The sequence below is a fragment of the Microbispora rosea genome (genome assembly GCF_044460045.1).
GTDB lineage: Bacteria > Actinomycetota > Actinomycetes > Streptosporangiales > Streptosporangiaceae > Microbispora > Microbispora rosea.
The window spans coordinates 218,706-233,811 of record NZ_JBITJO010000007.1 but is presented as its reverse complement, the minus strand read 5'-3'; the positions used below and the strand labels follow the sequence as shown (position 1 = coordinate 233,811).

The window sequence follows — 15,106 nt, the reverse complement described above, 5'->3', positions numbered from 1 at the left end:
GGCGATCACAGTTTGTGCACCTCGGCGTCGCCCGATCCGGTCCTGACCGTGATCGTGTGCGGCGCCGAGGCGTCGTGCGTCACCTCGACGGTGCGGTCGCCGCTCCCCGTCGACGCGTTGACGTTGTAGGCGCCGTTCGGCACCCAGAGCCGGCTGTCGCCCGACCCGGTCACGGCCTGCACCTGCGTGGGGACGGCCGAGAACCTGAGCGTGATGTCGCCCGAGCCCGTGCGGGTGTTGACCTGCGTGGCGGCGAGCCCCCGCGCGTCGACGTCGCCCGAGCCGGTGGAGGCGTTGACCTGGCCGCTCAGGTCGCGCAGCGTGACGTCCCCCGACCCGGTGTCGATCTTCATGTCGAGACCGCGCGGCACCTCCACCTTGTAGTCCACCGAGCAGTTGCCGCACTTGTACGCCAGCGTGAGCGTGTCACCGTCGACGGAATGGCCGTTCGCGGGCTTGTCCCCGCGCCAGTGCAGCGTCTCGGTGACGTGGACGCCGGTCCTGTCGCCCTCGCTCACCACGACGTCGCCCGAATCGGTGCGCGCGTCGATGACGGTCACCGCGTCCGTGACGTCGTAGGACTCCACGGCCTCCTGCCCTCCGAAGCCGATCCGCACGTCGCAGGCCGTGGCGACGAGGCTCATGCCCAGAACGGCCCCCGCGACGGCCATCGTCTTGTGTCTCATGCCCCCGATCTTCGGCCATGCGTGCCGCGTCTCTCATCGGGGAATCCCCGGACCGGCCCCTGAGGAACCCCTTGCGTTGACCCCCGGCCGCCTCCTGAAGTAGCGTCGATTCCACGATTCAGAACTATTTTTCCGGAAGGTGGAAAATGACGGAAGACGTCGAGATCAAGGGCCCCCTGCTGGACCGGTTCGACGAGATCCTCACTCCCGAGGCCCTCGGCTTCGTGGCCACCTTGCAGCGCGAGTTCGACCCCAGGCGCAGGGAACTGCTCGCCGCGCGTCAGGCGCGGCAGGAGGACCTGTCCGCGGGCGGCATGCTCGATTTCCTTCCCGAGACCGCCCACGTCCGCGAGTCCGAGTGGCGGGTCGCCCCGCCCGCTCCGGGGCTGGAGGACCGCCGGGTCGAGATCACCGGTCCTGTCGACCGCAAGATGACGATCAACGCGCTCAACTCCGGCGCCAAGGTCTGGCTGGCCGACTTCGAGGACGCCAACTCGCCGACCTGGGAGAACACGATCAACGGGCAGCTCAACCTGCGCGACGCGCTCGACCGTGCGATCGACTTCGAGGCCGGCGGCAAGACGTACGCGCTGCGGCCGGACGAGGAGCTGGCCACGATCGTGGTCCGCCCGCGCGGCTGGCACCTGCCGGAAAAGCACATCCTGGTGGACGGCGCGCGCATGTCGGCGTCGCTGCTCGACTTCGGCCTCTACTTCTTCCACTGCGCCAAGCGGCAGATCGGCAAGGGCCGCGGGCCGTACTTCTACCTGCCGAAGATGGAGTCGCACCTGGAGGCGCGGCTCTGGAACGACGTGTTCGTCCGGGCGCAGGAACTGCTCGGCGTCCCCCGGGGGACGATCCGGGCGACCGTGCTCATCGAGACCTACCCGGCCGCGTTCGAGATGGAGGAGATCCTCTACGAGCTGCGCGAGCACTCCGCGGGGCTCAACGCCGGCCGCTGGGACTACCTGTTCAGCGTCATCAAGAAGTTCCGCACCCGGGGGCGGGAGTTCCTGCTGCCCGAGCGCAACGCGGTGACGATGACCGCGCCGTTCATGCGGGCCTACACCGAACTGCTGGTGCGCACCTGTCACAAGCGCGGCGCGCACGCGATCGGCGGCATGGCGGCCTTCATCCCCTCCCGCCGCGACCCCGAGGTCAACAAGGTCGCGCTGGAGAAGGTGCGGGCCGACAAGACCCGCGAGTCCGGCGACGGCTTCGACGGCTCCTGGGTGGCCCACCCCGACCTCGTGCCGATCTGCCGCGAGGTGTTCGACGGCGTGCTCGGCGACCGGCCCAACCAGCTCGACCGGCAGCGTGAGGACGTCAACGTCACGGCCGAGGACCTGCTGTCGGTGTCCAAGACCCCGGGCGAGATCACCGAGGCCGGGCTGCGCAGCAACGTGGACGTCGGCCTGCGCTACCTGGCGGCCTGGATGGGCGGCAACGGCGCCGCGGCGATCCACAACCTGATGGAGGACGCCGCGACCGCGGAGATCTCCCGCTCGCAGGTCTGGCAGTGGATCCACAACGACATCACGCTGGCCGACACCGGCGCGGTGGTGACACGGGAGCTCGTCGAGCGGATCATCGAGGAGGAGCTGGCCGGGATCGCCGCCGGGCCGGGCTACGACGAGAAGCTCTACGCGCAGGCCACGGCGCTGTTCAAGGAGGTCGCTCTTGACGACGACTTCGCGGAGTTCCTTACGCTTCCGGCGTACGAACGGATGCCGTGACGATGTGAGGGGAAGCGGGAGCCGATGTCCGAGCTCGAACGGCTGACGGCACGGCTGGCGGCCGTGCTCCCGCCGGACGCCGTCATCACCGACCCCGTACGGCTGCGCACCTACGAGTGCGACGGGCTGACCCACCACCGGGCGACCCCCGGGGTGGTCGTGCTGCCCGAGGGGGCCGAGCAGGTCGCCGCGGTGGTGCGGCTGTGCGGCGAGCACGGCGTGCCGTTCGTCGCCCGCGGGGCGGGCACCGGCCTGTCGGGCGGCGCCCTCCCCCGCACGGACGGCGTGCTGATCGTCACCTCCCGCATGCGGCGGATCGTCGAGATCGACATTCCGAACCGCCGGGCCGTGGTGGAGCCCGGGGTGACGAACCTGGCGATCACCGAGGCGGTCCGCGGCCAGGGGTACTACTACGCCCCCGACCCCTCCAGCCAGCAGGTCTGCTCGATCGGCGGCAACGTGGCGGAGAACTCGGGCGGCGCGCACTGCCTCAAGTACGGCTTCACGGTCAACCACGTGCTCGCCGCCGAGATCGTCACGCCGGACGGGGAGATCGTGGAGCTGTCCGCTCAGGACCCCGGCTACGACCTGCTCGGCGCGTTCATCGGCTCCGAGGGCACGCTCGGCATCGCCACCAAGATCACCGTACGGCTGTCGCGGGCGCCCGAGGCGGTCACGACCCTGCTCGCCGCCTTCACCGGCATCGAGGCCGGCGGGCGCGCCGTGTCGGCGATCATCGCGGCGGGCGTCGTGCCCGCCGCGATCGAGATGATGGACGCGCTGGCGATCGAGGCGGCCGAGGCCGCCGTGCACTGCCGCTACCCCGCCGGGGCGGGTGCCGTACTGGTGGTCGAGCTGGACGGCCCGCGCGCCGAGGTGGAGCACCAGTTCGCGGCCGTGGAGCGGATCTGCCGCGACAGCGGCGCCTTCGAGATCCGGGTGGCCGCCTCCGCCGAGGAGCGGGCGGCCATCTGGAAGGGCCGCAAGTCGGCGTTCGCCGCCGTGGGCCGGATCAGCCCGGCGTACATCGTGCAGGATGGCGTGGTGCCGCGGACCGCGCTGCCGCGCGTGCTCGCGGGGATCGACCGGCTGCAGGAGGAGTACGGCATCCGGGTGGCCAACGTCTTCCACGCGGGCGACGGCAACCTGCATCCCCTCGTGCTGTTCGACGACTCCGTGCCGGGCGAGGCCGAGCGCGCCGAGGCCGTCAGCGGGCGCATCCTCGACCTGTGCGTCGAACACGGCGGGTCGATCACCGGGGAGCACGGCGTCGGCGTGGACAAGGCCCGCTACATGCCCCTGATGTTCACCGGCGACGACCTCGACACCATGCAGCTGGTGCGGTGCGCGTTCGATCCCCGGGGGCTGGCCAACCCGGGCAAGGTCTTCCCCACCCCCCGCCTGTGCGGCGAGGTGCCGGGAGTGCGCAGGGGCGCCCATCCCCTGGTCGAAGCCGGATTGGCGGAGCAGTTCTGATGGACACGCGGGACGTCGGGGACGCGCTGGAGGCGACCGGCGTGGCCGTGCGCGCAGCCGGCGACGGGGACGAGGTCGCGGGAGTGCGGCCGCGCTGGGTGGCGCTGCCCGAGTCGGCCGAGGAGATCGCGGCCGTGATGCGGGTGTGCGCCGCGCACGACCTGGCCGCCGTCGCGACGGGCGGCGGCACCAAGCTGCACTGGGGCGCCAAGCCCGACCGCTGCGACGTGCTCGTCGACCTGTGCTGCCTGAACCGGGTGCTGGAGCACGCCGCGGGCGACCTGGTCGTCCGGGCGCAGGCCGGGGTGACCGTGGAGGCGCTGGCGCGCGCTCTCGCCGAGGAAGGTCAGGAGCTCGCGCTCGACGTGCCCGTGCCGGGCACCACGGTCGGCGGGCTGCTGGCCACCGGCATCGCCGGGCCGCGCAGGTTCCGCCACGGCACGGCCCGCGACCTGCTCATCGGCGTCACGGTCGTGCTCGCCGACGGCACGATCGCCAAGTCGGGCGGGAAGGTCGTCAAGAACGTCGCCGGATACGACCTCGGCAAGCTGTTCACCGGTTCGTACGGCACGCTCGGGATCATCGCGGACGCGACGTTCCGCCTCCATCCCCTGCCCGCCGCCCGCGCCTGGGTGACGGCGACCGTCGAACGGCCGGTGACCGAGACCGGGCAGGTCATGTCGGCGGCCGACGTCCTGCTGACGGCGGTCCCCGCGGTGACCGAGTCGCCGCTGGAGCCGAGCGCGGTGGAGGTCGACTGGCCCGACGTGGAGGGCCCCTGCACGGTGGCGATCCTCGTGGAGGGCGCCGCCACGGCCGAGCGCGGCAAGACGCTGTGTGAGCTGCTGGGCGAACCGATGGGCGGCACGGCGGAGGTGGCCGAGGAGCCGCCACCCTGGTGGAACCTGCTTCCCTCGTCGGACGACGACACGCTGCTGGAGCTCAGGATCGGCGTCTCCTCCCTTCCCCACATGCTCCCCGCTCTGCGGCAGGCCGCCGACGCGTCGGGGGCGCGGCCGGCGATCCGCGGCTCGCTCGCCGCCGGGACCCTGCACATCGGTCTGCGGGGCCTGCCCCATGAGATCGCCGGATTCACCGGCCTGGTGCGCGACGACGCCGAGGCGATGTTCGGCGGGCGCGTCGTCGTGCTCGCCGCGCCCGCGGAGGCCGCGCGCCGCCTGGACCGGTGGGGGCACGCCGGCGCGCTCCACCTGATGCGCCGGGTCAAGGAGCGGTTCGACCCCGATCGCCGGCTGTCCCCCGGTCGTTTCGTCGGAGGCATCTGATGGATCCCGAGCTGATCAGAGACTGCGTCCACTGCGGGTTCTGCCTGCCCACCTGCCCGACGTACGTGCTGTGGGGCGAGGAGATGGACTCCCCGCGCGGGCGCATCCACCTCATGGGGCAGCACGTCGAGGGCACGCCGCTCACCGACGCGATGGCCGGTCACTTCGACGCCTGCCTGGGCTGCATGGCGTGCGTCACCGCGTGCCCGTCGGGCGTCCGGTACGACCGGCTGATCGAGCAGACCCGCGCGGTCGTCGAGCGCGAGCACGTGCGCCGCCCCGACGAGCGCGCGATCCGGGCGCTGGTGTTCGCGCTGTTCCCCTACCGGCGCAGGCTGCGGGCGATGCGGCTGCCGATGCGGCTGGGCAGGCGCCTGCAGCCGTTCCTCGAGCAGGTGCACCCCTCTCTCGGCGCGATGGCCGAACTCGCCCCCCGCGTCCCCCGGCCCATAAGGCTGCCGCCGCTGGTGCGGGCGAGGCGACGTCGCAGGGCGCGGGTCGGGCTGCTCACCGGCTGCGTGCAGGGCGAGTTCTTCCCGCAGGTCAACGCGGCGACGGCCCGGGTCCTCGCGCTCGAGGGGTGCGACGTGGTGATCCCGCCGCGGCAGGGCTGCTGCGGGGCGCTGTCGCTGCACTCGGGCCGCGAGGCCGAGGCGCGCAGGTTCGCCCGCCGCACGATCGCCACCTTCGAACGGGCCGGCGTGGACGCCGTGGTGGTGAACGCGGCGGGCTGCGGATCGAGCATGAAGGACTACGCCGAGGTGCTGGCCGGCGAGCCCGGCTGGGCGGCCCGCGCCGAGGCGCTGCGGACCCGCGACCTGGCGGAGTTCCTGACCGAGCTGGGTCCGGTCGCCGAACGCCATCCGCTGCCGGTCACGGTCGCCTATCACGACGCCTGCCATCTGGCCCACGCCCAGGGCGTGCGCGCGCAGCCGCGCGAGTTGCTGCGCGCGATTCCGGAGCTGGAGCTGCGGGAGGTCGAGGAGTCCGCGATCTGCTGCGGGTCCGCGGGCACCTACAACCTCGTGCAGCCCGAGGCGGCCAGACAGCTGGGCGACCGCAAGGCCGAACGGGTGCTCGCCGCCGGCGCCGACGTGCTGGTGTCGGCCAACCCGGGATGCACGATGCAGATCGCGGCCGCCGTGCGCAGGGCGGGCAAGGGGGAGATCCGGGTCGCGCACACGGCCGAGGTGCTCGACGCCTCGCTGCGAGGGCTGGAAACCGGCATGCTGGGGCGGTCCCCGCGTTGAGGATGACACCGCCGAGGAGGAGGGCGCGGTGAGCGTGCAGAGCGTCGACCGGGCGCTGGACGTGCTGGAGGCACTGTCGGAGCACGGCGGCCAGGCCGGTCTGTCGGAGATCGCCGCCACGACCGGCCTGCCGTACGGGACGATCCACCGGCTGTTACAGACGCTGCTGGCCCGCGGATACGTCCGGCAGGAGTCCGACCGGCGCTACGCCCTCGGCGGCGCGCTCGTGCGGATCGGCGGCGTGGCCGAGCGGATGCTCGCGGTCTGGGCCGAGCCCTATCTCGCGAGGCTCGTGGAGCTGTCGGGCGAGACCGCCAACCTCGCGGTGCTGGAGGGCGACTACGTCGTCTACGTGGCCCAGGTGCCCTCGCCGCGCAGGCTGCGGATGTTCGCCGAGGTCGGCCGCCGGGTGCTGCCGCACAGCACGGCCGTCGGCAAGGCCCTGCTGGCCGGGCGGGAGGACGCGGAGGCGGTGTTCCTGCGCACCGGGCTGCCTCGCCGTACGGACCGGACGATCACGGCGGTCGGCGAGCTGCTGGAGGAGCTCGACCGGGTGCGCGCCCGGGGGTACGCGCTCGACCTGGGCGAGGAGGAGAGCGGGGTCCACTGCATGGCCGTGCCGGTCCACGACGGCGGGCGGGCGTTCGCGGCGATGTCGGTGTCCGGACCCGCCGAGCGCATCGACGCGATCGACCGCGAGGAGCTGGCCGCGATGCTGCGCAAGGTGGCCGAGGACTTCGGCGTCGCCGTTCTCCACCCCTGACCGGTCCTCGGATCGGTCAGTATGGGGTCATGTGCCGAAGCATCAAGACCCTGCGCCCGCCCTTCACCGACGAGGTGACCGAGGAGGACATCCGGGCGGCGGCCCTCCAGTACGTCCGCAAGATCTCCGGCTTCCGCGCGCCCGCCGCGCACAACGCCGAGGCGTTCGACCGCGCGGTCGAGGAGATCGCGCAGGCCAGCACGGCGCTGCTGGCCACCCTCCAGGTCCGCGGCTCGGCCGCACGGTAGCCGCTCAGACGTTCTCGAGCAGGGAGACGAGGCGCTTGCGGCTGTCGTCGTCCAGTTCGTCGCTGCTCCACCGTTCCCGCAGCCGCAGGGTCGCGCCACCGTAGAGCACGAGTTCGGCGTCGAGTGGCGTTGCGCGCCGCCGCCGACCGCTCCGTGCGGCACCCGGCCTACCGGCGGCCAGGCTGGCCGGAGGACCACAACGTGTTCGCCTGCGCCTTCGTCCTGGCGGGCGACCACGTCGCGGCCAAGGAGCGGTTCGAGGCGCTCGGGGACCTGGTGACCGAGACCCCCTGGCGCTACCTGGGCGATCCCGGCGGGATCTGCGCGAGGATGCGTCAGATCGCGTACGCCTAGCCGCCCGGCGGGGCAACCTCGTTCCAAGACGGTCACAAGTGGCGGGCGGAACAGTGGCCGCATGGGTGTCATCTCCGATTTCTTCCTGGCCCGGCGGCTGCGCAGGGGGCCGACGCTGCTGCTGCCGTACGCGCCCGATCCCGCGACCGTGCTGGAGACGGTGCGGCTGCACGACCCGCAGGCCGGGCCGTACGGGCGGGGCTTCAAGATCGGCCAGAACGTCGAGCTGCGCGGGCCGATCGAGCTGACCCCGGAGCTGGCGGCCAGGGCGGGGCTTCCGGCGGGCTGGGGTGCCGCGTTCTTCGCCCGCACCATCGACAGCGAGGCGGGCGGCGACTTCGCCCGGCCGAGCCTGCTCGTGCGAGGGCTGGCCGAGCGGCTCGGCGGCCGGGAGCACCCGGAGTGCCAGGAGCCCCCGGAGGACCTGGCCGAGGTCACCGGCGGGCGGCCCGTCCCGGTGGACGAGGTGATCGGCCTGCTCGCGGACGACGTGCCCGGCCTGGTCGTCGCGGCGGTGACCGAGGCGGGAACGACGCTGCTGACCAGCGCCGAGAGCCCGATCGAGGTCTTCGTCACCGAGTGGGACTCCGACGACGTGACGTACGAGCTGTCGGCGGACGACGGCTACGGCACGGAGGTTCCCGCCGCCGCCCGTCGGGCCGCCCTCGCGATCGCCGCCCGCGCCGGCGGGGTGGCCCGCGACCACAACGGGTTCCTCATCACGCAGTGAGCACATCAGGTGGAACCGGTCCGGCGGTGCAGGGGCGAAGGGCGCGACGGCGCCCGCCTCGCCCGCGCAGGGGTGGTCGCCCTTCCTGACTGGGACCTTTGCAGCAGCCGGGAAGCATGTCACGATAAATGATCGCATCGGTGATTCCGAGGGAAAGGGGGCAAACGATGCCACCTGCGATCGTCGGGCATGAGGGTCCCCTTGCCGGCCAGCGTTTCCCGATCGACGACAAGCCGATCACCTTCGGTCGCAGAGGCGACAACAGTGTGGTGATCACGAGTGAGAGGGCCTCCCGCTTTCACGCGGAGGTGCGCCGCGAGGCCGAGGGCTACGTGCTACTCGACCGGGGCAGCAGCAACGGGACGCTGGTCAACGGCAGGCGTGTGACCACGCATGTGCTCCGGCCCGGCGACACGATCGCCATCGGAGGGGAGACGTTCCGCTTCGAGGCGTTCGACGACTCCGAGACGGTCGTGAACACCTCCCTGATGCAGCGGTTCCGCCCGCCGGTTCCGGACATCGAACCGGAGCAGGTCCTGCACGTCACCGTCTCCGGCGGCGGGCCCGTCGGGCTGGCCTTCGCCCTGCTCCTCGACCACCTCATGGGGCAACGGGTCACCATCACGATCTACGACGGCCGCTGGACCGAGGACGGGCAGCGGATCGTGTGGAAGAACGCCGCACAGGGCAACAACCGGCGGCAGCAGGTCGTGACGGTGCAGAGCCGCCAGTATCTGAACCTCCCGGAGGACGTCCAGTCGCGGCTGTTCACCGAGGGGTCCTACAGCGAGATGTGGCCGGCCGGTCCGGACTCGATCCGCGGCTACGGCCCGCGGAACATCCGAATCGCCTACATCGAGGACACCCTGCTGGAGATGGCGAACGAGAGGTCCGCCCGCATCCGCCTGGTGCCCGAAAGATTCGACGTCGCGGAGCGCCAGGACGCCGTGGCCAAGGAGCACGTGCTCGCCATCTGCGAGGGAGGGCGCTCGCGGACCCGCGAGCACTTCACCGACAGGTTCGGCCGGGCCGACGACTCGATCTTCTCGCTCGACGGCCGGCACCTGCAGGACGTGGTGCTGGGGCTGCGGGTGAAGTCCAGCCTGCCGGACCCGGCGATCGTGCTGCTGACCGTGGCGCAGAACCGGTTCCTCCTGAACTCCCTGCGCGGCGAGGGCTTCCTGAACATGCGGCTCACCGACGACGAGGCCGCGGAGGTCGTCGGCATCGACCCCGTCCGGCACGTGTTCGAGGAGTGCGTCGCCTCCAGCCCCTGCCTGATGGAGCGCACCGAGGACGGGGACTTCCACTGCTCGACCCACCACACGCTGTTCCTGCCCGCCCTGATCAGGGGCTCGGCACTGTGGAAGCGGGCGCAGGAAGGGCTCGCGCTCTTCGGCGTCGCCGACGGCGACGTGAGCGCGGTCACCGCCTTCCGGCTGGACATGGTGCAGCGGCCGCGGTTCACCGCCCGGTTGTACTCCCCCACCTCGACCACCCCGGGGACGTACGGGTTCCTCCTCGGGGACGCGGCCAACGCGATCCACTTCTGGCCGGGGCGGGGCCTCAACAGCGGGCTGGCGTCGGCCATCTCGCTGGCCCGCTCGCTCAACCGCAACTGGCGCGGCAGGCCGCTGCGGGACGCCGACTTCGTACGGCACGAGGCGGCGATGTCGATGCTGCAGTATCGGCACAAGAGCCGCGCGTGGAACGCGATGGTGACCACCGACGAGCAGGGCGTCACCCGGGCGATCAAGGACACGATCGTCCACGGCATCGAGGAGGGCCGCACCGCCCCGGACAGGGAAGCGGACATCGACGCCCTGATGGAGCGCCTGCGGCAGATCCGCGACCGCCTGTCACCACGTGTTCCCGGCATGCCCGACGACGCCACCCTCATCCGGCACCTGCGCGAACTGCGGAGCGAGACGCTGCGCACCCTGCTGGTGAGCGGAGCCTGGGAGACGCTGACGGTCGGCGGCGAGGAGGTCGACATCGACATCTTCGACCAGCCGGTCGCCGCGGCGTCCCCTGTTGCGTCCCCCGTGACGTCCCCTGCCGAGGGGGCGCTCGTCGCGCCGCTGGCGGACGAACAGGTCAGGCGGCCCGGAGGCACGCCCTCCGGCTGACATCGCTCCGGCGAACCACGGAACCGGCCCGGGCCGTCCGGCGGAGTAGAGGCGAGGGGCGCGACGGCGCCCCCGGAAGGATAGCCTCTATGAACGGACAAAACGGGTGGTGAGGACGGTATCCGGCGACCTGCGCTTCCCCTCGGTCGCCCCGGCTCACGAACCCGGCGGCTCCCGCCTCGGCACCGAACCAGGATCCGGGGCCAGAACCGGGCCGTATGACGCCGAGCCATATGACGCCGGGCGATACGCCCCCGAGCCGAGCGACGCCGAGCTGATCCAGGCGTCGCTGACCGCGCCCGAGCGCTTCGCCGGCGTCTTCGACCGGCACGCGGACGAGATCCACGCCTACGCCGGCCGCCGCCTCGGCCCCGAGCACGCCGACGACGTGACGGCGGAGACGTTCCTGGTGGCGTTCCGCAAGCGGCAGCGCTACGACACCACGCGGCCGGACGCCCGGCCCTGGCTGTACGGCATCGCCGGCAACCTCATCTCCGGGCACCGCCGCTCCGAGGTGCGCCGGCTGCGGGCGCTCGCCCGCGCGCCGCGCGACGCCGATGAGCGCGGCCACCACGAGGAGGAACGCGGAGCGGAGCGCGCGAGCGCCGCCGCCCTGCGGCCCGTCCTCGCCGCCGCGCTGGCCAGGCTGTCGGCCGCCGAACGTGAGCTGCTCCTGCTGGTCGCCTGGGCCGACCTCTCCTACGAGGAGGCGGCCGAGGCGCTGAAGATCCCCATCGGCACCGTCCGCTCGCGCCTGCACCGCGTGCGCGCGAAGCTGCGCCGCCATCTCGACCTTTCCGAGGAGAACGTGTGATGACCGACGAGATCGACCTGGTGGCGCGGGAACGGCCCGACGTCGCCCCCTACTCCCTGGCGGCCAAGGCGGCCGTGCGGCGGCGGCTGACCGACCCGGCGGGGCGTCGCGCCCGCCCGCGACCGCGGCCGTACATGCTGCTCGCGGGCGGGACGGCGCTGCTCGCCATGGCGGGGGCCGCGGCCGTCGCCACCGTCCTGACGGGACCGGAGACGCCGGCGGGGCCGCAGACCCGGCCGGTGACGGTGAGCGCGGGGGTCGTGAGGCTGCCGGAGGTGTCGAACATGTCGGCCGAGGAGGTGCTCGGCAAGGCGGCCCGCGCGGTGACCGACCTGTCCCCGCGCGACGACCAGTTCGTCAAGGTGAGCTCCCAGACGATGTACGAGGCCACCGTGGTCGGCGAGGACAAGAAGGAGTCCCGCTATCTCTACCGGACGAAGCGGACGATCTGGCTGTCGGCAGACGGCACGAAGGATGGTGCGCTGAAGGTCGAGAACTTGGAACCTCGCGCCTACCCCGGCTGGCCGATCCCGCCGGAGGCCTACCGGGAGAAGGGCACCGAGTGGATGCGGCTCCCGGCCTGTAACAGCGTGCGGGACACCGCCTACACGAGCCTGAGGAAGCTGCCCGCCGACCCGGAGAAGATGCGCGCCTACCTGTACGACCGGCCGCGCGGCGACACCCCGCCCGACACGGGGGCGTGGACGGCCGTCGGCGACCTGCTGCGGGAGACGTACGTGCCCGCGGCCCAGCGCGCGGCGCTGTTCAAGGCCGCCGCCACGATCCCCGGGGTCACGGTCAACGAGAGCGCCGAGGACGCGGCAGGACGGACCGGCATCGGCGTCGGCCGCGTCTCCGGCGGGGTGCGCGAGGAGATCATCTTCGACCCCTCGAGCTACGAGCTGCTCGGCGAGCGCGGCATCGTGGTGGACGCGAAGGAGGCGAAGGCGCCCACCGGGAGCCTCGTGGCCTCGACCGCCCAGCTGGAGGTCACGGTCGACGACACCGCGCCGAAGGTGGACGACCCCCACGCCGGCTGCCTCTGATCCGCCGCCCGTGAGGGCGGGCGCTGCCGGAGCGATCTGCCCTAAGATCGTCCATCCTGTCGAAGAAGGGGCGCGGGATGTTCCGGCAGCGCGTGGGGCCGATCGTGGCCGGGGTCTATCTGGCGGCCGCGGCCGTCGCGGGCGTGCTCGCGGCCGTCACGGGGGACCTCGGCCCCCTCTGGACCGTCGTCCTGTGGCACGCCCCCGGCGAGAACGCCTTCACGGAACCGTCCACGGCCGCCGTGCTGGCGGCGGCGGGCCTGTTCGCGATCCTCGCGCTGAAGACCTGGATGCTCCGGCAGGTCCTGGCCCTCCCCCCGCGCGCGGCTCCGCCGGGCGGCACGCGGGTCGTCTGGGCGCGGCGCGCGCTCTACCTGGCCGTCGCCTTCCACGTGGCCGGCCGGCTGCCCGCCGCGCTGCTGCCCGGTGACCTCGCCGTCGTCCTCGCCCTGCTCCTCTGGAGTGCGCAGACCGTGTCGTTCGCCCTGGTCCTGTCCGGGCGCCGGATGCGGATGTGCGTCCTCGCCGCAGCCCTGGCGGCGTCGGCGGCCACCGCGGCGACCGCGTTCTACGGCGAGATCCACCCGCTGCTGCCGCCCACGTTCTTCTACGTCCTCTGGGTGCCCGTGCTGGGCTGGCAGGTGCTCGTCCTCGCCGGTCAGCGCCGTGACGGCCGCTGGAGCCGCCCGACGCTCAGGGCCGGCCTGGTCGCCGCCTGTCTCACCCTGGTGAGCCCCTACCCGGGAGCGGGCCTGGAATGGGTGCTCGGCCGGTCACCGGAGCTGCCGGCCGAGGGGCTCGTCGTCTTCCTCGTGGTGTGGCTCGCCCGGTCGGCCCACGAACTCGCCGGCCCGGGCGCGGTGCCGGAGGAGCTCGGGCCGCCCCGGCGCCTGCCCCGGCCGATCCTGCTGGCGGTCGTCCTGCTGCCGTTCCTCACACTGGTCGCGCCGGAGGCGGCGCCCCCACCCGCCGCGTACGGCTGGCAGCCCGAGCCGCCGCGTACGGCGAACGGGCAGGCCGCGGAGAGGGAGGACTACGAGGACTACGTCGCGGCGGCCAACGCCCGCTGCCGGGACCCCTGGCCGCGGGTGCGGGCCCGGCGGCAGGGCACGGCCGCGTACTTCCTGTTCGAGGGCGGAGGCTACGGCGTGTACGACCCGGACGACACCAGCGAGGGCGAGGACGTCTTCGGCGCGGCGATAGAAGACGGATTCGTCGCCGCCGGGGGTGGCGCAGCGGCCGTGATGACGTACGGCGAGAACGAGCCGATGTGCCTGACGGTGAAGGCGTTCGGCTCCGCTCCCCCGCTGCGGCTGAAGGGCTGGGAGCAGGTGGCCGAGGTCGGCGTGGTCAGCCGCAGCGGCCGCCTGGTGGTGCCCTCCTACGCCGACGGCGGCGAGGAGGGCGCCGGGGCGCGGCTGCCGAACCTGGCGGTGCGCGGCCCCGGACGCTACCGGCTGCGGGTCTACGCCCGGGGCATCGAGGAGACCGTGGAGGAGCACCTGGTCGTCGTGTTCCCCGGCCGGTCGGTCAAGAAAGTCGTCTACCGGTGAGCCGACCCTCTATTTGCACTGCCTATTTGCACTGCTCCAGCATGGCCGCCTTGTCGGCGGAGGTCACCGGAAGCTCGTACTTGAGGGCGACCTGGGCGAACCGCACGACGTAGGAGCAGCGGATGTCACGGCTGGGCGGCAGCCAGGTGGCCGGCCCCGAGTCGCCCTTGGAGCCGTTGGTGGAACCGTCCACGGGGATCAGGTTGAGCGGATCGTTGGCGATCTGCTTGCGCTTGCTCTCGCTCCACCGCGACGCGCCCATCTGCCAGTCGTATGACAGGGGCATGACGTGGTCGATCTGGACCTCCGCCGCCTTCGACTTGGTCCAGTCGATCGTCTTGCCGGTGTACGGGTCGTACAGGGTCATGGAGACGATGACGCAGTTGGACCCGTCGCGATACTTGACGCCCCGGCCGTCCCGCTTGAGCAGGTCGTTGCGGGTGTCGCAGCCGTTGCGCCCCCAGGGGACGTCGTCCACGCTGTCGGCCCAGGCGTAGCCGAACTTGTCGCGGTCGTAGCCGGTCTTCGCCCCCCGGCCCTTCGTCGCCACCTTGTCGATCAGGTCACGGGCCTTCGCCCGGTCCTTGTCCGACGTGATCGCCTTGAGTCCGGGGCCGGTGCCGTCGGGGTTGTCGAGCGGGTTGACGCCCCGCTCCGTCCCCGAGTCGTCCTTCGCGCCACTGCTCGTGCCGCCGCCCTTGCCCGCGAGGTCGCCGTCGACTTCCGGCAGCGGCCCGCAACCCGCCAGTACGGCCATCGCCACCGAGATTCCAGTGATCGACACAGCGATCGACCGGGTACCACGCCCGCCCACAGCCACCCCTAGGTAATGAAATGTCCCCCTCAGATATAGCAAAGTGTAAAAAAGTGGCAAAGGAGGCGCGCACGAGCGCCGAGACATACGACGAGGGGCGGGGGGGGGCCGGGGGGGGGCCCCCCCCCCCGCGGGCCCCCGGGGCGGGGGGGGGGGAAAAAGAGGGGGGGGGGGTGGGGGGGGGGTGGGGGGGGGGGGGGGCGGGGGCCGCCAGTAGGTTT

The 15,106-nt window shown here is 72.5% G+C and carries 14 protein-coding genes; 12 read left to right on the top strand and 2 right to left on the bottom strand.

What is annotated here, in order from left to right:
- Positions 1–5: 5 nt before the first annotated feature.
- A complete protein-coding gene (locus ACIBK1_RS28525; protein WP_030506432.1) occupies positions 6–686 on the bottom strand; it encodes a DUF4097 family beta strand repeat-containing protein in 681 nt (226 codons plus the stop codon).
- A gap of 146 nt (positions 687–832) precedes the next feature.
- On the opposite strand from ACIBK1_RS28525, the gene aceB reads away from it, so the two are divergent.
- The 12 genes from aceB (at position 833) to ACIBK1_RS28465 (ending at position 14,071) form a co-directional block, all read left to right on the top strand.
- Positions 833–2,422, top strand: coding sequence for a malate synthase A (gene aceB / locus ACIBK1_RS28520; protein ID WP_030506433.1), 1,590 nt, complete (start codon positions 833–835; stop codon positions 2,420–2,422).
- 24 nt (positions 2,423–2,446) lie between these two features.
- Entirely contained in the window at positions 2,447–3,898 is a 1,452-nt protein-coding gene (locus ACIBK1_RS28515; protein WP_396738794.1) for an FAD-linked oxidase C-terminal domain-containing protein, read from the top strand.
- A complete protein-coding gene (locus tag ACIBK1_RS28510; RefSeq protein ID WP_396738792.1) occupies positions 3,898–5,184 on the top strand; it encodes an FAD-binding oxidoreductase in 1,287 nt (428 codons plus the stop codon). Before ACIBK1_RS28515 ends, ACIBK1_RS28510 begins: the two co-directional genes overlap by 1 nt.
- Positions 5,184–6,434 carry a (Fe-S)-binding protein gene (locus tag ACIBK1_RS28505; RefSeq protein ID WP_036405309.1) on the top strand — a complete coding sequence of 417 codons (1,251 nt, stop codon included), beginning with the start codon at positions 5,184–5,186 and terminating at the stop codon, positions 6,432–6,434. The genes ACIBK1_RS28510 and ACIBK1_RS28505 overlap by 1 nt, the downstream gene beginning before the upstream one ends.
- Positions 6,435–6,462: 28 nt before the next feature.
- Positions 6,463–7,197, top strand: coding sequence for an IclR family transcriptional regulator (locus tag ACIBK1_RS28500; protein WP_051761353.1), 735 nt, complete (start codon positions 6,463–6,465; stop codon positions 7,195–7,197).
- Between the two features lie 29 nt (positions 7,198–7,226).
- Positions 7,227–7,445, top strand: a complete 219-nt coding sequence (locus ACIBK1_RS28495) for a DUF2277 domain-containing protein (protein ID WP_030506438.1) — start codon at positions 7,227–7,229, stop codon at positions 7,443–7,445.
- Positions 7,446–7,568: 123 nt separating this feature from the next.
- Positions 7,569–7,799, top strand: a complete 231-nt coding sequence (locus ACIBK1_RS28490) for a hypothetical protein (RefSeq protein WP_396738790.1) — start codon at positions 7,569–7,571, stop codon at positions 7,797–7,799.
- Positions 7,800–7,860: 61 nt separating this feature from the next.
- Positions 7,861–8,529 carry a hypothetical protein gene (locus ACIBK1_RS28485; protein ID WP_396738788.1) on the top strand — a complete coding sequence of 223 codons (669 nt, stop codon included), beginning with the start codon at positions 7,861–7,863 and terminating at the stop codon, positions 8,527–8,529.
- Positions 8,530–8,696: 167 nt separating this feature from the next.
- Positions 8,697–10,658, top strand: a complete 1,962-nt coding sequence (locus tag ACIBK1_RS28480) for an FHA domain-containing protein (RefSeq protein WP_081903297.1) — start codon at positions 8,697–8,699, stop codon at positions 10,656–10,658.
- Positions 10,659–10,767: 109 nt separating this feature from the next.
- Positions 10,768–11,472, top strand: a complete 705-nt coding sequence (locus ACIBK1_RS28475; RefSeq protein ID WP_231513761.1) for an RNA polymerase sigma factor — start codon at positions 10,768–10,770, stop codon at positions 11,470–11,472.
- Entirely contained in the window at positions 11,472–12,518 is a 1,047-nt protein-coding gene (locus ACIBK1_RS28470) for a CU044_5270 family protein (RefSeq protein WP_051761354.1), read from the top strand. The genes ACIBK1_RS28475 and ACIBK1_RS28470 overlap by 1 nt, the downstream gene beginning before the upstream one ends.
- Before the next feature lie 77 nt (positions 12,519–12,595).
- A complete protein-coding gene (locus tag ACIBK1_RS28465) occupies positions 12,596–14,071 on the top strand; it encodes a hypothetical protein (RefSeq protein ID WP_396738785.1) in 1,476 nt (491 codons plus the stop codon).
- A 22-nt stretch (positions 14,072–14,093) separates the two neighbouring features.
- Here the strand turns inward: ACIBK1_RS28465 and ACIBK1_RS28460 are convergent, their stop codons facing one another.
- Positions 14,094–14,855, bottom strand: coding sequence for an HNH endonuclease family protein (locus ACIBK1_RS28460; RefSeq protein ID WP_231513762.1), 762 nt, complete (start codon positions 14,853–14,855; stop codon positions 14,094–14,096).
- Positions 14,856–15,106 lie beyond the last annotated feature (251 nt).